Origin of the sequence: Brevibacterium permense, from assembly GCF_025506275.1 — a bacterium.
Lineage (GTDB): Bacteria > Actinomycetota > Actinomycetes > Actinomycetales > Brevibacteriaceae > Brevibacterium > Brevibacterium permense_A.
This window is the reverse complement of record NZ_QYCP01000085.1, coordinates 46,406-62,888: the sequence shown is the minus strand read 5'-3', so window position 1 is coordinate 62,888 and position 16,483 is coordinate 46,406. Positions and strand designations below refer to the sequence as shown.

The following is a 16,483-nucleotide window of genomic DNA, read 5'->3' as shown; positions in this document are numbered from 1 at the left end:
TCCTGCGGTCATGCGACTGGGACGGGTCGGTCGGACGCCCACTGCTCGAGCATCTCTCGGTGTGGGTTGACGAAGAACTTCTCCGTGAACTTTCCCTGTCTGATGCTGAGCTGGTTGCGTTCGACGCGATCATATGTGACGGGCAGCTCCGAGAAGTCGTGCCGGTCCAGCGTCGGCCGGTAGACCTCTCCGGCGGCGGTATTCGCGTTGTAGATCTCGGGCCGATAGATCTTCTGGAAAGTCTCCATCGTGCTGATCGTGCCGATGAGCGCCAGATCGGAATAGTCGCCGAGGAGGTCGCCGCGATGATATAAGGCCAGCGGTGCGACGCTGCCCGGTGGCATGAAATACCTCACCTGGAGTCCCATCTTTGCGAAGTAGTCATCGGTCAGTGAATAATCGTCCTGCTGGTATTCGAACCCGAGAATCGGGTGGTGATTCTCGGTACGACGGTACGACTTGGTTGTGGACACGCTGATGCAGATCACGGGTGCCGTCTGGAACCGTTCCCGATAGGCGGCAGAATCGAGGAAGTGTTGGAATAGTTTGCCATGCAGATCACCGAAGTCATCGGGGACCGTGAACTCGGTTGCGGCCTCATTGGCAGCCGGCAGCCGCACGCTGAAATCGAAATCGCGGACGAAGGACGAGAAATTGTTCCCCACGATCCCGGGGTGACGTTTTCCAGTCAGTCTGTCGATGATCTGGATATCCAGGACTTCGAGCAGGGGGAACTCCTGTTCCCGCCCGCCCGAGGTGAAGTGAAGTCCTCCGGAGACGATGTCGAGTTCGAGGACGTATCGATCCCGGTCGGGATTGTCCCAGGACGCGAGTTCGTTGAAGCGGCGATTGATGATGCTCAGAGCAGTGCGGAGGTTCTGCTGACGGTCCTTGCCCCTGGCGAGGTTGGCGAAGTTCGTCGTCGCTCGGGTGCTCTCCGACGGCGAGTAGTCCTCGTCGAATCGAGTCGTGGTGATGCTGAATGAGAACTCAGGTGTCATGGACGTCCAATTCGGTGGGTGTGCGGCCGGTTGTGGTCGCTGGCATGTCTGTGATCCATCCTGCCCGTCCCCGGTAGTTATCGGGTAACTCGGGGGAACTATGGATTCCTATAGCCTTGATCTATGTCTCGAGGTCTGAAGAACATCACGCTGCTGCAACTCCAGTACTTTATCGAGGTCGCGTCGGAGGGGTCGATCACCGCCGCCGCCGATCTCCTCTATGTCTCTCAGCCGACCATGTCTGCCGCGATGAAGGACCTGGAGACCCGTGTGGATCGCGCTCTGCTCGTCCGATCCGCCCGCGGGGTGACGTTGACTGACGACGGTGTGGAGTTCCTCGGCTATGCTCGGCAGGTCGTCGAACAGGTGGAACTTCTCGAGCAGCACTACCTAGGGCGCCCACCGTCACGGCGTCTGCTCGGAGTCTCGGCGCAGCACTACTCGTTCGTCGTCGATGCTTTCGTTCGGATGGTCAAGGCCAGCGATGCTGCCGAGTATGAGTTCTCACTGCGAGAGACGCGTACCTGGGACATCATCGAAGACGTTCGCACGCTCCGCAGTGAGCTCGGCATCCTCTACCGCAACGACTTCAACAGGAAGGTCATCGACAAACTGCTGCGAGATTCCGGGCTTGCGTTCCACCCGCTCTTCCTCGCCTCCCCGCACATCTTCATCTCTCGTACGAACCCGCTTGCCTCCCGCCACCGCGTCACCCTTGACGATCTCGCCGCCCTACCGCGGCTCACTTTCGACCAGGGGGCGAACAACTCGTTCTCCTTCGCCGAGGAGATTCTCTCCACCCTGTCGAGCAAGCAGGAGATCCGGGTTTCTGACCGTGCGACCATCTTCAACCTGATGATCGGACTCGACGGCTACACCATCTCGACGGGCATCATCAGCGACGATCTCGATCCGGCCATCGTCGCGATTCCACTCGAGGTCGAGGAGCGCATCGAGATCGGCTGGATCGATCATTCCGGGATCCCGCTGACCGAACAGGCGCAACGCTACCTCGACGAAGTTCGGGCCGTCGTCGGCGGTTTCGGCATTGCGCTGCTCGATCAGCCGTGACCGAGGACAGCACCAAAGGAGTTCTGGATGAACCTGCGGTCGAACGACGAGTTGCGGATGGTTCAGCGCCTGGTGCGTGATGCTGTCGCCGCATTAACACCTCTGGAGGCCGCATGTCTGTCGTCACATTAAGAGGCAGGCTCATCTGTGCCGACGGCAACGAGGCGGACATCGTCGCCGGCCATCTTGACCGGCATGTCGAGCTCACTCGCGCCGAATCCGGGTGTCTTCACTTCAGTGTCGAACCGACGGCGGATCCACTCGTGCGGATGGTGTCCGAGAAGTTCGTCGACAAGCATGCGTTCGATTCCCATCAAGCGCGAGTGCGGGTCAGTGACTGGGGCCGAGTGACGGAAGGAATCATGCGGGAGTACACGATCGACTATGGTGCGGACTCCTGATTATCTGGGTTCGGAGGGTTGATCACTTTCGTGAAGCATTCCGGTGGAGTTCCGGTTCAAGGTATGACTAGTACTGCGGGCGAGACTTGGTCAGCTGACAGTCTGCACGACCTGAATCAGATGTCCTTCTGGGTCCTCGGCCCAAGCGATGAGCAGGTGGTCGAGCCAAGGTTCCGGTGGCTTGATCGGGGTTGCACCGAGATCGACCCGATGCGCGTAGCCTGCGTGGACGTCGTCAGTCCAGAGGATCACCGCTGCGTGCTGGCCGTCGGCGACCGGGTCGAGGCAGTGGTCATTGCGGGTGCTCGTTTCAGTTGCGAGCCCGATTCGGTACCCATCTAGGGTGAGGTCGACGTGTATGGGTGTTTCAACTCGAGGGGTGCGAAATGCCTCCTCGAAGCCGAGGCGCCGATAGAAGTTCGTCGCGCGGTCGATGTCGCGGGTGAACAGCACGACCTGAGGCGTGCGAAAGAGCGTCATGCGGCTACATTGCCTCTGGGCTGCTGACGTCGTCAAAGATAGGCACGAATAGTCGTCGTCGCACCCGATTCATCAAGGTCGTGAGAATCAGCCTGCGTTAGAGTGACCCCTGGCGCCAGCAGGTGACCGCCACGATGAGATCTGCCGCAGAGGGAATCTCAACCCGAAAGCTCGGAAGGCGAGGACCGAAGATGACAGCCAGCAAGAATTCGTCACAGCCCGCGGTGCCTCAGCGCGTGACCAAAACAGTTCGGGCAACGGGTCTCATCCTCGCGCTCGTGCTCGGTGCGATCGCTGCGGTCATCGGCCTGGCATCGCTTATTCCCGGGTTTGGCCCGTTCAGTTCCGCCGCCGCTCGGTTTGCGCCGACGATTGCGCCGATGGCGACTGTGACCGGAGCGATTGTGCTTGGGTTTGGAATCTTCTGCCTGCGCCGAGGCCGGCGAAGGCCCGGAGCTGTGGTGACAGGAGTCGGAGTGGTGAGCACGATCGCGAATCTGGCTGTCGTCATTGTGCTCCTCGTTGCCATCACCTCGGCTGGTGGTTCGGTGAATCTGTTCACTGCGACGTTCGGGCTCTCGGCGATCGACTCGGCGTCGCCTGATCGCAAGGAAGTGTACGACAAGTCCAGCTCGGGCGATGACCTCTCGGTATCGATCTACGAACCGGAGAGAGCGAAGGGGTCGGCCCCGACGATCATGTACGTCCACGGAGGCGGTTGGATCGCAGGCGAACCGGACGCAGCGAGCTCAGAGCTCCGTGGACTCGCCGATCACGGCTACCTGGTCGTATCGGTCGAATATGAACTCGCCACCCTGGATAACGCCACCTGGCAGAGCGCACCATCGCAGGTCGCATGTGCGGCAAGCTGGATCCAGACCCACGCAGACGCGATCGGTGCGGATACCGATCGCCTTGCGTTCTGGGGCGAGAGTTCGGGCAGCAACATGGTCGCCAATACCGCTGGTGCCGCTGCGCAGGGCGACGCCGAGTCGTCGTGTGGCGGGAAGGTTCCGGTTCCGGCGGCGGTGATTGCCGACTACCCGGCGTTCGACGTGACGGGCCTCTACGAGAACGCACCCACCGGGCCAGGTGCGGGATCCGGCACGCGCCTGTTCGCGACCAGTTACACGGGTGGCACACCGGAGGAGTATCCGGAACGCTATGCAGTGGCCGATTCCGTTACGCATCTGAAAGCACCCGCGCCGCCGATGCTCATGATGACAGCGATGCGAGATGACGTGATCACCCCAACCGACCAGCTTTCATGGGCCGAATCGGCCCGAAGTCGTGGCGTCGACGTCAAAACCGTGAAAGTTCCCCTCGCCAATCATGCATACACGCAGAAGGCGAAGAACTCAATCGGCAGCCAGGGGCACCTGAGCATCGCAGAGGCCTACTTATCCGAGCAACTTCGCTAGCCACACGACTGTTGTTGATCTCGGCTGCTCTGGCGGGGAGGCGTCGATGCAGGTATCGTGGAAATCGGTAGCACGTACGGTTGCCAGCACTTCCAGGTACCTGAGCCTGAATCATTGCGGAGAGCTCCGGTCGGCCCGGAACATGTCCAGATGGGGTGCGGCGCATTCTTGCGCCGTCTTCAACCGCCGGTGCGACACACCGGCTGACGTAAGGACATGACATGACGACCAAAGACGAGAAGAACCTGTCCCAGGTGACCGACAAGATCGCGAAGATGGACGAACCGGAACGATCGCTCATGCAGCGAGCGCACGACATCATCGTGACCGTCGCCCCCAGTCTCAAACCGCGGATCTGGTATGGCATGCCAGCCTATGCTCGGTCCGCGAGCGCTCCTGCACTGGTGACACTGCGTAATGACGAGCGGGTCAACCTGGCCCTCACGGAAAAGGTCGAACTCACCCCAGCCGGTGGTTCCGACGGATCGCTGATGCCCGTCGCATGGTACTTCGAGACCATCGACGAGGCCGCCGAGAAGCGCATCGCCGATATCGTCAGGACGGCAACCTCCTGACGGTGACGATCGCCGGGCTGAGCCCGAAGACGTCACTTCGTGCGATGTCTGGGGCTCGGCCGCGCGGTCGGCGCTGAGCGTCTCACTTCCGATTGGCTATGGTGGTGCTTAAAGGGAGAGCAGTCCCATCTGCCATAAGTTTGAGGAGTGATCGACTTGAGTTTCTCTGTCTATCTGTCCGGTGAGATCCACACCGAGTGGCGCGATGAGATCAAGCGTGGCGCCGAGGCGGCCGGTCTGGATATCGATTTCACCGCACCCGTGACCGACCATCCTGCCAGCGATGCTGCCGGTGACCACCTCGGCGAGAACGACAGCGCCTTCTGGCGCGATCATCAGTCGGCGAAGGTCAACGCCATCCGCACCCGGACCCTGATCGAAAAGGCCGATATGGTCGTCGTGCGTTTCGGGGATAAGTACAAGCAATGGAATGCCGCCTTCGACGCCGGCTATTGCGCGGCACTCGGCACTCCCTATGTGACCCTGCATGATGCCGACATCGTGCATCCGCTCAAAGAGGTCGATGCCGAAGCCAAGGCCTGGTGCCAGACGACCGATCAGGTTGTAGAAACCCTGAGGTATGTTCTCAGAGACTGAACTCGATGTGTTGAGGCCGCGAACGACCGAGGAGCAAATACGGTCGTTTGCGGCCTCAGTCGCTGCGCGTCGTGACGCTACGGCAGGGGATGACCGCCCTTGATCTTGAAGAAGGATCCGCGGATCTCTCCGGCAAGCTTCGACTTCTGACGGGCGAACTTGAACTCCGACAGCTCGGGAGGAACGTCCATTCCCTCCGAAAGTTTGAAGCCGACAGCCCGCTTGCCACCGTCTGCTCGTGTCCATAGGACATTGACTGCGAGTCCGGACTCATAGAAGACGTGCACCCAATAGATGCCGTCGACATCATTGACGCTGACTTCGAGGGCAGGCGAGGTCGGTACGATCTCACGCTCGGAGGCAAGGATCTCCTCCACCCAGTCCAGTGCCTCCTGTACCTCGGCGGCCGGGGCCACGGCGAATGTGTGTTTGTACTTGTTGGAGAAGTACCGCGCCTCGTTGGCGCGCAGACCAGCCAGCGCCTCGGCGACGGGGGAGGATTCGAGTCCCGCAGTGGAGACCTCGGTGAATGAAACGGCTTCGAACGGCATGGGTCAAGGATATGCCTGATCCTGGATATCCGCTCACGCCCGTGCCCGCGGTCGGCAGGAAGGGTGAGAGGCTCGCTCATGAGGTAGCGAATCCGTATGTCGCCGAGGGCCGATGAACATCAGTCAATGAACATCTGAGGAGAAACGCATGCACAGCGGAACCGACGTCCCACCGTTCACTCCCTCCCGACAATGGCTCGAAGATTGGCCGTTCGACGTGCGGACAGTGGTTCAGGTCCGGGCCTCGGTCACAGGCGCTGCCGCTGATTGCGCGGTGCGGTAGGGTGATCTGCATTCCACAGGTTTCGCGAACTGCACCACGGCGGTGCGGACACAAGTGACGACAGAGGAGTCCCACCTTGGCCCTGTACGAAATCGAGTTCACCTCGCACAATGATCGTGACACGGTCTTCGGCTGGCTCTACACTCCGACCACCGAACCACGAGCCGTCATCCACATCATCCACGGCCTCGGCGAGCATTCTCGGCGCTACCACCACCTCATCGCCACCCTCGTCGACTCCGGTTTCGCCGTCGTCGCCGATGACCATTCCGGCCATGGTCGGACGGCCATGCAGTCAGGAATCTGGGTCGATACAGGTGACGACGCCGCTCGAGTGGTCGTCGCCGACGAACTGACGCTGCAGCGCGAGGCTCGAGAGATCCTCCCGAATTTGCCGTACATCGTGTTCGGTCACAGTTGGGGATCGATGATTGCACGAGTCATGGCCTCCGATTCGACGGTTGGCCTCGCGGGGCTGGCTCTGTGTGGAATCGCTGCGCAGATGCGCGGTATCGATCAGACCATCGACCGTGTCGAACTCGCCGAGGCGGCCACCGGCAACCGACGTGCCGAACCCGCATCCGATCAATTGGTGGGCGAGCTCTTCGACGGATTCATCGAACGTTTCGGTCCGGACGCCGGCCCTACCGCCTGGGTCGCCCTCGACGAGGCTGTCGTCGCCGATCATGGGCGCGACCCCTTCAATAATTTCGGCGCGCCGATGAGTGCGCGATTCCTGCAGGGGTTCGTCGACCTCTACGATGAAGCCAATGCCGAAAACTGGTATGCGATGATCCCGGGCGATCTGCCGGTGCTCATTCTCGCCGGTGACCAGGACCCGGTCGCGAACTACGGCGAGGGCGCCTACCACGTGGCCAACAGGCTTCGGGAGACCGGCCACGCCGATGTGCGCACCCGCGTATTCGCGGGAGTCCGGCACGAAGTCCACAACGAACCGACCACCCGCACCGAGGTGGAAGCAGAGATCGTCGACTTCGCTTCCCGCGTCAGCAATCGGTCGAGGGCCCGTTCAAACGAACGAGGGCTGAATCCGTGAACCCGGCAGAAAGCCCGATCTGAAGCGTGAATTGGCCACGGGCGACACCTATCGTCACCGACAGGTTGCAGCTCGAGCCGCTCGCAGTCCACCATGCGTCGGAGATGGTGGAGACACTGTCCTCACCCGACCTATACACCCATATCGGCGGGACGGGCCCGAGCCTGTCCGAACTCGAACGACTCTATGCACTCCAATCCGCAGGTGCTTCTCCGACCGGTGACGCCGGCTGGCTGAACTGGATCGTTCGCGAAACGGCTGGGTCCGCTGCGGTCGGATACATCCAGGCCACAGTGACAAGAGCCGAAACCGGTTATCAAGCCGACATCGCTTGGGTCATCGGAGTCGACAGCCAAGGGCAGGGATTCGCCACCGAGGCGGCCCGAGCCATGGTCGATTGGCTGGCGGATCACCACGTGACCGCGCTGAGTGCGGCCATCCATCCTGACAACGCCGCCTCCGCCCGAATCGCTGACCGTCTCGGACTGCAGCCGACCGACGAGATCGACGACGGTGAAGTCATCTGGCGAGCAGAGACGAGGACAGAGGAATGACCATGTTGACACCGACTACGACGGACCTGCCGGGCATCATCGACATCGTCGGGTCCTGGCAGCGCGAAGGAATGCCTCTGCAGGTTCATCCCGGCGACCTGGGCTGGTATCAGCGTTTCGGAGCCGAAGCGCTCGCCTCGGCCCTGCGGGTGTGGACGGTCGATGACGACCCCGCGGCCGTCGGATTCCTCGACGAATCCGAACTCATCCGAATGGCCATCTCACCCGATCACTCCGATGACCAAGCGCTCGCTGAGGCGATCTTGGCCGACTTCACCGGAGATCTCTCCGAACTGCTGCCGGCAGGGAAGGGCATCGTCGAAGCCCGGTTCGGATCCGCCCTGCAGAACACCCTCAGCGAAGCGGGATGGGGATCCGATGAACCGTGGACAGCTCTTCACCGAGACCTGAGTCAACCGATCCCGCCCGTTACCCTGCGGATCGAAACGGTCGACCCCGACAGAGCTGATAACCGTATCGCCGACCGTATCGCGGTCGAATCCTCGGCTTTTCCCGGGTCCTCATTGACCGCGGACCGTTGGCGGTCCATGGCTGACAGTCACGCTTTCAAGCAGGCCAAATGCCTCGTCGGTTTTACCGCCGACGGCGCTCCAGCTGGTGCCACAACCGTCTGGTCGGCGGGCCCCGGGCGCCCCGGCGTCATCGAACCACTCGGCGTCCACAGCGACCACCGGGGCCACGGATTCGGAGTAGAGATGACACTGGCCGCAGCCACGGCGCTGCGCGGGACGGGAGCCTCGAGCATCACCGTGGCCACTCCGTCATCGAACACCGCCGCCGTCGCCACCTACCGTGCGGCCGGGATGAGCATCCTCGGCGAAGTCAGGGATTTCCGCCGCCCCTGAACCAGGTCAAGCAGTCGCGCCCGCGATGAAAGCCGCCTGCGCGACATGCTGGATCGCATCGTCGATGATCGAGACCATGCGAACGCCGCGTGTGACCGCAGGAGTCCAGTTCTCGTCGATGATCTCATCGAAATCTTCCTCGGACAGCGTCTTCAAGTACTCCATGAACGCATTCAAAGTGGCGTGGAGATAGTCGACGAGAAGCTGCTGATCGTCCACGCGGATCTCGGCTGCTTGTTCCGGGGTGTGGCCGAGCCCGAAGCCGTCGCCGGCCTCGCCGAGTCCGAATCGTTCTCGGAAGTCCTCCCACTGCTGAGGACGGCCAGTGAGGTCCGAAAGCTGCACATCGATCTCGCGGCCGCTGTGCCAGAGCAGCCAGGCGACGGAATTCGGATGACCGCCCAGATGGCTGTTGAGCTGCTCGGGTGAGAGACCTGGCAGGGCTTGAGCTGCCTGAAGGGGACGCTGGGACAGGTCGGTGAGAATGTCGATGCTGTTCATGTCGCCCATTCTGCTCTTCACGGCAACCGCTGTCACCACCTGGACTCAATCGAGACGGGGCCTGCGACGGTTGCGTTTGATCTCTGAGCGCCGCTGTTCGGTCCGGACTCGGCGACGACGGGAATTGCGGGACGGCTTCGTCGCTCGCCTCTGTACCGGCGGAGCCAACGCCTCCCGCAGCAGCTGCGCTAGCCGCATGCGTGCGTCCTGACGATTCTTCAGCTGTGACCGCTGCTTCTCCGAAGTCACGGTGACCACGGTTCCCGACAGACGTGGTGCCAATCGACTGAGCACTCGCTCGCGTTGAACCTCGGTGAGGAAACTCGCAGAGGCCAGGTCGAGGCTCAGCTGCACCCGTGAATCGGAGGTATTGACGTGCTGGCCGCCCGGACCGGATGACCGGGAGAACTGTTCGGACAGGTCGGATGCGGGGATGACCAGCCCGGCTGGGATTCCGGGTCCAGCGGGGACGGGCAGATCACCGTCCATCTCAGTTCGGCTCCGCTTCGCCTTCGCGATCGTCACCGGCGGAGTCTTCTTCGCGCAGCCTCGGCGTGATCTGCAGGTGCGGGCGGATTCCACGCTTGTCAGCGTAGAATTCGCGGATCCGATCCATGTCCGCGGCGATGTCGCCGGTCATCTCCAAGGTTGGGCCCAACCCCGTGGTCCTGGTCGCGGTATCCAGGTAGCCCAATGTTACGGGCATTCCCGTTGCCATCGCGATGCGGTGGAACCCGGATTTCCAATGAGTGTGTCCGCCTCGGGTGCCGTCCGGGGTGATGACGAGCGCAAAGACCTCACCGTCACGCATCCGGTCGACCACCTCGGTGACGATCTTGCTCGGATCCGACCGATCGACGGGAATCCCACCGAGTCCCCGCATGATCGGCCCCCGCCAGCCGGTGAACAGGGAATGCTTACCCAGCCAATGGACGTCGACGCGCATGCGCCACGCGATCGCGAGCATGACGACGAAGTCCCAGTTCGAGGTGTGCGGAGCGCCGACGAGGATGGTCGGACGGTTCGGAGCGGGCTCGGTCACGAGGTTCCACTTGCTGAAAGACCAGAAAGCGCGAGCGAGGAGGCGTCGGATCATGAACTCAACGGTAAGGCACGAGGATGTGTGGGCCTATCGGTGTCCATGGACGTGTGGTGCGAAATGGGCATGAGCGGCTCTCAGCACCGGGAAGAGCCGGCGGTGTGAGAGGACGAATCCGCTTCTGACGAGAACTCGCGGATTGCGCCCGCGTCCGATGAGTCGGCGGGTTGCCTCTTCGGTGAGCATATAAGCGAGCACCTTCGAGCCTGGAGACACCGCCGATTCGAAGACCACGGACTCGATATCGTGCCAGGGCAGCAGAGTCCCGGGAAGAACCTCACCGTGCCGGGCCAACGCGACGCCGGTGGGGGAGACGACGAGGGATTCGTGCCTGCGCAGCCGCACGAATACGCCGATCGGTGCGACGACGAGGCATCCGATGATGCCAGCGACGATTGCCCATATGCGCAGGTTCGCAACGATGACCCATGGGCTGCCTCCGTCACCGAGAGTTGCAGTGACAATGTAGACGAAGAAGGCGAGCAGACCGACTCCGAGCGGGACCGCGATGGCCAAAGCAGTGAAGACGTTGCGTTTCGAGGAAGGGATGAGGACCTGCTGTCCACGCTCGAGCCGGCGCACGACGGCGGCGGGGGAGAAGCCGTCGGTCATGGTCCTCATAATACCGTCGGACTGGGAATAATCGCGCAAGTGGCATCGCTGTACCGAATGTCAAGCATCACCGACAACGGAGGTAGATATGTCTGATTCAGCTCGTGTCGTCATTCTCGGCGGCCATGGAAAGATCGCACTTCTGGCCGCGCCCAAGCTCAAGGCCGCAGGCTTCGCCGTCGATTCGGTGATCCGCAACCCCGACCAGTCATCAGATGTCGAAGCCGCTGAGGCGAACCCGGTCGTCCTCGACATCGAAACCGCCGACACTCAGGCGCTCGCCGATCTGTTCTCCGGAGCCCAGGCTGTCGTCTTCTCCGCCGGCGCCGGCGGCGGCAACCCGGCTCGGACCAAGGCCGTCGATCTCGAAGCCGCCCAACGCTCGATCGACGCCGCCGGGCAGGCGGGCGTCAAGCGCTTCGTCATGGTCTCCTACGCCAGTGCGAGCGTCGACCGCGATCGCGTCGACCCGGAGAGCTCGTTCTACCCCTACGTCGAGGCCAAGGCCGGTGCAGACGAGCACCTGCGCGCCAGCGACCTCGACTTCACGATTCTCGGACCCGGCGGTCTGACCCTCGAGCCCTCCAGCGGCAAGGTCCTCATCGCCGATGCGGCCGGCGATCTCGATGGTGAACGCCCGGCAGACGAGGTGCGGGTGACCTCCCGCGAACTCGTCGCCGATGTCATCACACACGTCATCGCAGAGTCCGCAGCGGTGCGCGAGACTGTGAACTTCTACGACGGGCAGACGCCCATCGCCGAGGCGATCAAGTGACCTGACAATCCATGCGGGAGCTGTCCCGTCTCTACCCGATGGCCTGTGGTCTCCGTTCGGAGACCACAGGCCATCGGGCGTTCCGACAAGTCCGGTTCGAGTCGCCGCTGCGGTTCAGCCTCGTCTGTTCCACAGCTGATGGGTCAGACCGCTGGCCGTGGTGAGGCTCTCGATCGTGAAGTCCCGCTCCAATCCCTCGAGCCCTTCCCAGAGCCAGACCCCGCGGCCGAGGGTGACCGGGACGATGACGAGGTGCATGAAGTCGACGAGGCCGTCCGCAAGGAACTGTCTGACCGTCGAAGGACCGCCGCCGATGCGGACATTGCCGCCGCCAGCGGCAGCGTTCGCTTCGGCGAGTGCCTCCGCGGGCGACGCGTCGATGAAGTGGAAACTCGTGCCGTTGTCGAACTCCATCGGCTCCCGCGGATGATGAGTGAGAACGAAGCACGGGGTCTTGAACGGCGGCTCCTCACCCCACCAGCCACGCCAGCCGTCGTCAGGCCAGGGCCCCGTCTGGGGACCGAACTTCTTCCGGCCCATGATCTCGGCTCCGATGCCCTGCCCCCACATGGCGAACAGAGCGCGGTCAGCGGTCACCGGGGCGTCGACTTTGTCCACTCCCTCGATGCCGCGGCCGTCGAAGTAGGAGAACAGCGCTTGGGCTTCGCCGATCGGCTGATCGAAGGTGACGAACTCGCCGGCAGCGAATCCGTCGAGGGAGACGAAGAGGCTGTTGACACACGCTTTGGCCATTTGCACTCCAACGTGATGGTTCGGGTGATGTCTTCAGTCCGACGGATGGCGTCGGTTCCGGGGAAGTGGACCCAGTGTAAGATTAAGTAGTTTCAGAATGCAATCACTGGAGGTGGGGCGATGCCTGCACAGCCGCGTTCAGGATGTGCGATCAATGCCGCCGTCGAGGTCCTCGGCGACAGTTGGTCGCTCATTGTCCTGCGCGACATCATCTTCGGCAATCGTCGGCACTTCCGCGAGCTGCTCACCCGCAATAATGAGGGCATAGTCTCGAACATGCTCGCCAGTCGTCTGAGGAAGCTCATCGACGAAGGGCTGCTGACAAAGGCGGAAGCCGCACGCGGGCAGCGAGCCGAATACTCCCTCACCGAGGCTGGAATCCAGACACTGCCGGTCATGGTCGCCCTCGGAACGTGGGGAATGACCCACCGGGAGACCTCACCGGAGCTGACGATCCGGTCCAGAATCATGGCCGATGACCCCCAACTCGTCGCAGGTCTCATGGATGAGCTTCGGGAGACCCACCTCGGGGTGCCGCGACCGAATTCTGACGGACCGCGTTCCTCGGAGCGACTGCAGGCCGCCTACGAGGCGGAGATCTCCGGAAACTGATTCGGGCGGGGCTGCTGCCCAGGCAGTCTCAGTCGCTCCAGCAGCTTCCTGGAGGTGATCGAGATGATGCCGACCATCCTGCCGTCTGCCACGATGCGTGCCATGAGTCCCCAAACAGTGACCGCTTGCGGTCAGAACGAGCAGACCCGGCTCGCCGTCGACGTTGACCTTACGAACTTCGATCCTGTCCGAATCGCTGCGAGCGCCTCGTTCGCACCGATCCGGAACATGTGGCCGCGGGCGTTGCTGCGGTGCCACGCCAGGCCCGGGGCGAGAATGTGCAGCAGAGCGTCGAAGTCTCCATGCCTTGCTGCAGTGAGGAATGCGTCGACGACAGCACGACGCTGTGAGAGTTCTCCGGACGGTCGTGGTGTGTCCTTGACCTTGCGCCGGGCCCGACTGGCGGCCATCTTCGCGGCGGCTTCCGAGGATCCGATGACGGCCGCGATTTCGGCAAACGGCACCGGGCTCCTTCGGCAAAGGGGGAATTGCAATGATGGACATCGTACTATGGGTCGTCGCCGCAGCAATGGCAGTGGCTTTCGGCATCGGCGGAGCCTCGCAGGTGATCCTGTCCAAGGAGAAGTATCGGGCGCTGGCTCACAGTCAGCACTGGGTGGACGATTTCAGTCCGGGGCATATCAAAGCCATCGGAACCATCAAGCTCCTTGGTGTGATCGGACTGATCGTGCCGCCGCTGGCGGGAATCCTTCCGGTTCTCTCGCCGATCGCGGCGTGTGGACTCATGGTGATGGCAGGGGCGGCGACGACCCGATTTCGGCGCAGCGAATGGGGCCTGATGGCGGGGGATGCCGCGTACCTGCTGGTGTTTGCGTTCCTCGCATGGGGCCGGTTTGCGTTGGCGCCGTTCGGGGGCTGGGCTGAGCATCGCTCTTGTTCCCGGGGCTGATGTGTGCTTCCATGGAATAAGTGGTTGCAGAATGCAAGCACTCAATCTCAAGATTGATCCCGAAGGGGCGATCATGATCACAGGACTCATGGCCAATATCGTTGTCACCGGCGAGAAGGAAGCGACCGAATGGTATTCCGGACTCTTCGAAAGACAGCCGGACAGCAAGCCGATGGCGGGGCTGGCCCAATGGCTCTTCGACGAGAGGTTCGGAATCCAGATCTGGGAGGACCCGCAGCGAGCCGGACACTCCAACGTGGTTCTCGACGTGGACGACCTCGATAAGATGGCCGAGCATCTGCGAGCGGCCGGAATCGACCACGACGAACCGTCCCCAGGGGGCGGACAGCGCATCCTGCCGGTCACCGATCCGGACGGAAACCAGGTGGTGTTCTTCGGTGAGTGAGGCAGCATCCGACCAGCTGGCGCCGGTGACCGCGACGATCAGCCTCAGCGCTGATTTCGAGCATCCGGTCTCGAAGGTGTGGAACGCCTTCGCCGATACGGATCAGCGCGTGCAGTGGGGAGTCCCCGAAGGAGAGGAGATGGTGTGCGACATCGACGAATTCCGCCCGGGCGGTGCGATCCGTGCCCGCTGTGGGTCACCGGGAGAACTCGAGTTCGTCTCCACCGGGCAGTACTGCTCACTTGAGCCGGGATGTCACATCGTCACAACTGAGACTCTCACCAAAGACGATGAGATCCTCTCGACGGCCATCATCCCCTGGACCCTGACCGCTGTCCCGACAGGCACCCGGGTCGGCCTCGTCGACCAGGTCGTGTCCTTCGTCGGTCAGGGAATGATCGACGGACACCGCAACGGCCACGACATCTGCCTGCGACAGCTCGGCGAATTCCTCAGTTCGTGAGATCCGCGGCCCACGGCAGATCCGCACCCTCACGGCTGACCGTGATCGCCGCAAGCGCCGATGCACGATCTCCCAGGGCTGTGAGTTCTGCCGTGCTGAGACCGGACACAGCGTTCTCCTGTGCATTCAGGTCGTGGATGAGCGAGACCATGAACGTATCCCCGGCCCCGATCGTGTCTTTGACTTCCACCTTCTTCGAGGTCACCGATGCCCGCGCCGAGGCGGTCGCCACGATCGCACCCTCACCACCGCGAGTCATGGCGACCAGATTGGCCCCGAGGCTGAGAAGACGGTTGACCTGTGCGGACTCGTCGAGATCGGGATAGAGCCAGTCCGCATCGATATCGCTGAGTTTGAGAACATCGACTCGACTCGCCAACTCCTCGAACCGTGGCAGCGCATCCTCGCGGGCGCCGATGATCGACGGTCGGATATTCGGATCGAAGGAGATGAGCGGACGAAGATGCGTGTCGGAAACGCCTGTCACAGAGGCGAGAACATCATCGATGACGGCGGCGCCCGGTGAGAGAAATGCCGCAATCGAACCGACATGAACTACAGAGTGAGACGCCTCCTTGAGCAGGGAAGAGTCAGGATCCCACCGCAAGTGGAACTCGTACTCGGCCGAGCCATCATCGGCGAGGCGAGCCAGCGCTGTCGACGTGGCGCCACGTGGTGAAGCGAGCACGGCGACCTGAGACTCCTGAAGATGAGCGAGAAGGAACCCGCCGTGGAAATCATCGCCGACATCGGTGAGGAACTCGACGTCGTCGCCGAGGCGGCCCAGCCCGAGAGCGACATTGGCTGGAGCTCCACCCGGTGCGTAGCGGTCCGGACTCCCCGGCGTGCTGACGATGTCGATGAGGGCCTCACCGATGACGAGAATACTCATGGGCACGATTCTAAGGTGAAAGACTTCCACCGGCGCGACCTGAGAAAATAGGACGGAAATCGGGGAATTCAGTCAATCGACCGCTTTTCGTGTCAGTGCCGTCTGGAACCGTGTGGCCATGGACAAGAACACCATTGACAACGACGTCAGAACGATCATCGACGAGGAGACCGCCCGTGTCTTCGCCCCGCGCCCCGGCGAATGCCTGGCCTGCTACGTGTTCCGACAACTCGGCGAATACGGCTGCAACGGCACCCACAGGTTCGCGGAAGGCTTCCGCGACCGTACGGCTCCACGCGCCACGGCACTGCTCGCGCGGCTGAGCAGCATGGGTGCCTGCTGCTGTGACTGTGAAATGTTCCTCAACGCCTTCACCTTCGCCGCCAAACCGTGGATCACCAGCATGCCGTTCGGCGAGCTCATCGGCACTCCCTTCGGCAGTGAGGAAGCCATCGACATGAGAGAAAGGTTCGGAATCGACGAACCTCCCTCGACGAAGCTCTACCTCTGCTGTCGACTTGTGAGACGGGGATCCACTCAAGCCTGCGGAAACTGGGCCCGCATCCGACGGTGGTGACACAGCCGGGTCCGGCAGAATGGGAC

At 62.3% G+C, this 16,483-nt stretch carries 24 protein-coding genes; 14 read left to right on the top strand and 10 right to left on the bottom strand.

Annotation, left to right across the window (positions count from 1 at the left end):
• Positions 1–8 precede the first annotated feature (8 nt).
• Positions 9–1,001 (bottom strand): DUF1852 domain-containing protein, encoded by a 993-nt coding sequence (locus D3I60_RS08645; protein ID WP_262775727.1) that lies wholly within the window; start codon positions 999–1,001, stop codon positions 9–11.
• 123 nt (positions 1,002–1,124) lie between these two features.
• Between D3I60_RS08645 and D3I60_RS08640 the strand changes: the two genes are divergently transcribed.
• Positions 1,125–2,072 carry a LysR family transcriptional regulator gene (locus D3I60_RS08640; protein ID WP_139907516.1) on the top strand — a complete coding sequence of 316 codons (948 nt, stop codon included), beginning with the start codon at positions 1,125–1,127 and terminating at the stop codon, positions 2,070–2,072.
• A gap of 113 nt (positions 2,073–2,185) precedes the next feature.
• A complete protein-coding gene (locus D3I60_RS08635; protein WP_262775726.1) occupies positions 2,186–2,473 on the top strand; it encodes a putative quinol monooxygenase in 288 nt (95 codons plus the stop codon).
• Between the two features lie 90 nt (positions 2,474–2,563).
• Here D3I60_RS08635 and D3I60_RS08630 read toward each other — a convergent pair whose 3' ends face one another.
• Complete coding sequence (locus D3I60_RS08630) at positions 2,564–2,953, bottom strand: VOC family protein (RefSeq protein ID WP_262775725.1); 390 nt, start codon at positions 2,951–2,953, stop codon at positions 2,564–2,566.
• A 278-nt stretch (positions 2,954–3,231) separates the two neighbouring features.
• Here D3I60_RS08630 and D3I60_RS08625 point away from each other — a divergent pair, with 278 nt between their 5' ends.
• From D3I60_RS08625 to D3I60_RS08615, 3 genes are all read left to right on the top strand, one after another.
• Positions 3,232–4,374 carry an alpha/beta hydrolase gene (locus tag D3I60_RS08625; protein WP_262775724.1) on the top strand — a complete coding sequence of 381 codons (1,143 nt, stop codon included), beginning with the start codon at positions 3,232–3,234 and terminating at the stop codon, positions 4,372–4,374.
• Positions 4,375–4,595: 221 nt separating this feature from the next.
• A complete protein-coding gene (locus D3I60_RS08620; RefSeq protein ID WP_262775723.1) occupies positions 4,596–4,949 on the top strand; it encodes a DUF1801 domain-containing protein in 354 nt (117 codons plus the stop codon).
• Between the two features lie 156 nt (positions 4,950–5,105).
• Complete coding sequence (locus D3I60_RS08615) at positions 5,106–5,546, top strand: YtoQ family protein (protein WP_262775722.1); 441 nt, start codon at positions 5,106–5,108, stop codon at positions 5,544–5,546.
• Positions 5,547–5,623: 77 nt separating this feature from the next.
• On the opposite strand, the gene D3I60_RS08610 is transcribed toward D3I60_RS08615, so the two are convergent.
• Positions 5,624–6,097, bottom strand: coding sequence for a phage tail protein (locus D3I60_RS08610; RefSeq protein WP_262775721.1), 474 nt, complete (start codon positions 6,095–6,097; stop codon positions 5,624–5,626).
• Between the two features lie 359 nt (positions 6,098–6,456).
• On the opposite strand from D3I60_RS08610, the gene D3I60_RS08605 reads away from it, so the two are divergent.
• From D3I60_RS08605 to D3I60_RS08595, 3 genes are read left to right on the top strand one after another with little or no spacing between them, the layout of a single operon-like run.
• Positions 6,457–7,437, top strand: coding sequence for a lysophospholipase (locus D3I60_RS08605; protein ID WP_262775720.1), 981 nt, complete (start codon positions 6,457–6,459; stop codon positions 7,435–7,437).
• Positions 7,438–7,463: 26 nt separating this feature from the next.
• A complete protein-coding gene (locus D3I60_RS08600) occupies positions 7,464–7,991 on the top strand; it encodes a GNAT family N-acetyltransferase (RefSeq protein ID WP_262775719.1) in 528 nt (175 codons plus the stop codon).
• 2 nt (positions 7,992–7,993) lie between these two features.
• Positions 7,994–8,857: a GNAT family N-acetyltransferase gene (locus D3I60_RS08595; protein WP_262775718.1), complete on the top strand. Its 864-nt coding sequence runs from the start codon at positions 7,994–7,996 to the stop codon at positions 8,855–8,857.
• Positions 8,858–8,863: 6 nt separating this feature from the next.
• Here the strand turns inward: D3I60_RS08595 and D3I60_RS08590 are convergent, their stop codons facing one another.
• The 4 genes from D3I60_RS08590 to D3I60_RS08575 are packed head-to-tail and all read right to left on the bottom strand — an operon-like array spanning position 8,864 to position 11,069.
• Positions 8,864–9,358, bottom strand: coding sequence for a mycothiol transferase (locus D3I60_RS08590; protein ID WP_262775717.1), 495 nt, complete (start codon positions 9,356–9,358; stop codon positions 8,864–8,866).
• Positions 9,359–9,403: 45 nt separating this feature from the next.
• Entirely contained in the window at positions 9,404–9,847 is a 444-nt protein-coding gene (gene arfB, locus D3I60_RS08585) for an alternative ribosome rescue aminoacyl-tRNA hydrolase ArfB (RefSeq protein ID WP_262775778.1), read from the bottom strand.
• A gap of 1 nt (position 9,848) precedes the next feature.
• The gene (locus D3I60_RS08580; protein ID WP_139466851.1) at positions 9,849–10,454 is read right to left on the bottom strand and encodes a 1-acyl-sn-glycerol-3-phosphate acyltransferase; all 606 of its coding nucleotides are present in this window, start codon (positions 10,452–10,454) and stop codon (positions 9,849–9,851) included.
• A gap of 33 nt (positions 10,455–10,487) precedes the next feature.
• A complete protein-coding gene (locus D3I60_RS08575; protein ID WP_262775716.1) occupies positions 10,488–11,069 on the bottom strand; it encodes a hypothetical protein in 582 nt (193 codons plus the stop codon).
• An 88-nt stretch (positions 11,070–11,157) separates the two neighbouring features.
• On the opposite strand from D3I60_RS08575, the gene D3I60_RS08570 reads away from it, so the two are divergent.
• Positions 11,158–11,844, top strand: coding sequence for an SDR family oxidoreductase (locus D3I60_RS08570; protein ID WP_262775715.1), 687 nt, complete (start codon positions 11,158–11,160; stop codon positions 11,842–11,844).
• A 114-nt stretch (positions 11,845–11,958) separates the two neighbouring features.
• On the opposite strand, the gene D3I60_RS08565 is transcribed toward D3I60_RS08570, so the two are convergent.
• Positions 11,959–12,597, bottom strand: coding sequence for a dihydrofolate reductase family protein (locus D3I60_RS08565; protein WP_262775714.1), 639 nt, complete (start codon positions 12,595–12,597; stop codon positions 11,959–11,961).
• Between the two features lie 120 nt (positions 12,598–12,717).
• Here D3I60_RS08565 and D3I60_RS08560 point away from each other — a divergent pair, with 120 nt between their 5' ends.
• A complete protein-coding gene (locus D3I60_RS08560) occupies positions 12,718–13,209 on the top strand; it encodes a winged helix-turn-helix transcriptional regulator (protein WP_262775713.1) in 492 nt (163 codons plus the stop codon).
• Positions 13,210–13,340: 131 nt separating this feature from the next.
• On the opposite strand, the gene D3I60_RS08555 is transcribed toward D3I60_RS08560, so the two are convergent.
• Entirely contained in the window at positions 13,341–13,673 is a 333-nt protein-coding gene (locus D3I60_RS08555; RefSeq protein WP_262775712.1) for a hypothetical protein, read from the bottom strand.
• Positions 13,674–13,702: 29 nt separating this feature from the next.
• Here D3I60_RS08555 and D3I60_RS08550 point away from each other — a divergent pair, with 29 nt between their 5' ends.
• The 3 genes from D3I60_RS08550 (at position 13,703) to D3I60_RS08540 (ending at position 14,988) form a co-directional block, all read left to right on the top strand.
• Positions 13,703–14,119: a DoxX family protein gene (locus D3I60_RS08550; protein ID WP_262775711.1), complete on the top strand. Its 417-nt coding sequence runs from the start codon at positions 13,703–13,705 to the stop codon at positions 14,117–14,119.
• Positions 14,120–14,192: 73 nt separating this feature from the next.
• Positions 14,193–14,525, top strand: a complete 333-nt coding sequence (locus tag D3I60_RS08545) for a VOC family protein (protein WP_262775710.1) — start codon at positions 14,193–14,195, stop codon at positions 14,523–14,525.
• On the top strand, positions 14,518–14,988 hold the full coding sequence (locus tag D3I60_RS08540; RefSeq protein WP_262775709.1) for an SRPBCC domain-containing protein: 471 nt from the start codon (positions 14,518–14,520) through the stop codon (positions 14,986–14,988). The genes D3I60_RS08545 and D3I60_RS08540 overlap by 8 nt, the downstream gene beginning before the upstream one ends.
• On the opposite strand, the gene D3I60_RS08535 is transcribed toward D3I60_RS08540, so the two are convergent.
• The gene (locus tag D3I60_RS08535; RefSeq protein ID WP_262775708.1) at positions 14,978–15,880 is read right to left on the bottom strand and encodes a carbohydrate kinase family protein; all 903 of its coding nucleotides are present in this window, start codon (positions 15,878–15,880) and stop codon (positions 14,978–14,980) included. The two genes, D3I60_RS08540 and D3I60_RS08535, sit on opposite strands and share 11 nt — an antisense overlap.
• 118 nt (positions 15,881–15,998) lie before the next feature.
• On the opposite strand from D3I60_RS08535, the gene D3I60_RS08530 reads away from it, so the two are divergent.
• Positions 15,999–16,457, top strand: a complete 459-nt coding sequence (locus D3I60_RS08530; protein WP_262775707.1) for a DUF2695 domain-containing protein — start codon at positions 15,999–16,001, stop codon at positions 16,455–16,457.
• Positions 16,458–16,483: the final 26 nt, after the last annotated feature.

What these genes read in the sequence shown, in the direction of transcription:
- D3I60_RS08645 (WP_262775727.1), bottom strand. Translation starts at nt 1,001, where the DNA reads ATGACACCTGAGTTCTCATTCAGCATCACCACGACTCGATTCGACGAG.
- D3I60_RS08640 (WP_139907516.1), top strand. Translation starts at nt 1,125, where the DNA reads ATGTCTCGAGGTCTGAAGAACATCACGCTGCTGCAACTCCAGTACTTT.
- D3I60_RS08635 (WP_262775726.1), top strand. Translation starts at nt 2,186, where the DNA reads ATGTCTGTCGTCACATTAAGAGGCAGGCTCATCTGTGCCGACGGCAAC.
- D3I60_RS08630 (WP_262775725.1), bottom strand. Translation starts at nt 2,953, where the DNA reads ATGACGCTCTTTCGCACGCCTCAGGTCGTGCTGTTCACCCGCGACATC.
- D3I60_RS08620 (WP_262775723.1), top strand. Translation starts at nt 4,596, where the DNA reads ATGACGACCAAAGACGAGAAGAACCTGTCCCAGGTGACCGACAAGATC.
- D3I60_RS08610 (WP_262775721.1), bottom strand. Translation starts at nt 6,097, where the DNA reads ATGCCGTTCGAAGCCGTTTCATTCACCGAGGTCTCCACTGCGGGACTC.
- D3I60_RS08595 (WP_262775718.1), top strand. Translation starts at nt 7,994, where the DNA reads ATGTTGACACCGACTACGACGGACCTGCCGGGCATCATCGACATCGTC.
- D3I60_RS08590 (WP_262775717.1), bottom strand. Translation starts at nt 9,358, where the DNA reads ATGAACAGCATCGACATTCTCACCGACCTGTCCCAGCGTCCCCTTCAG.
- arfB (WP_262775778.1), bottom strand. Translation starts at nt 9,847, where the DNA reads ATGGACGGTGATCTGCCCGTCCCCGCTGGACCCGGAATCCCAGCCGGG.
- D3I60_RS08580 (WP_139466851.1), bottom strand. Translation starts at nt 10,454, where the DNA reads ATGATCCGACGCCTCCTCGCTCGCGCTTTCTGGTCTTTCAGCAAGTGG.
- D3I60_RS08575 (WP_262775716.1), bottom strand. Translation starts at nt 11,069, where the DNA reads ATGACCGACGGCTTCTCCCCCGCCGCCGTCGTGCGCCGGCTCGAGCGT.
- D3I60_RS08570 (WP_262775715.1), top strand. Translation starts at nt 11,158, where the DNA reads ATGTCTGATTCAGCTCGTGTCGTCATTCTCGGCGGCCATGGAAAGATC.
- D3I60_RS08565 (WP_262775714.1), bottom strand. Translation starts at nt 12,597, where the DNA reads ATGGCCAAAGCGTGTGTCAACAGCCTCTTCGTCTCCCTCGACGGATTC.
- D3I60_RS08560 (WP_262775713.1), top strand. Translation starts at nt 12,718, where the DNA reads ATGCCTGCACAGCCGCGTTCAGGATGTGCGATCAATGCCGCCGTCGAG.
- D3I60_RS08550 (WP_262775711.1), top strand. Translation starts at nt 13,703, where the DNA reads ATGATGGACATCGTACTATGGGTCGTCGCCGCAGCAATGGCAGTGGCT.
- D3I60_RS08545 (WP_262775710.1), top strand. Translation starts at nt 14,193, where the DNA reads ATGATCACAGGACTCATGGCCAATATCGTTGTCACCGGCGAGAAGGAA.
- D3I60_RS08535 (WP_262775708.1), bottom strand. Translation starts at nt 15,880, where the DNA reads ATGAGTATTCTCGTCATCGGTGAGGCCCTCATCGACATCGTCAGCACG.
- D3I60_RS08530 (WP_262775707.1), top strand. Translation starts at nt 15,999, where the DNA reads ATGGACAAGAACACCATTGACAACGACGTCAGAACGATCATCGACGAG.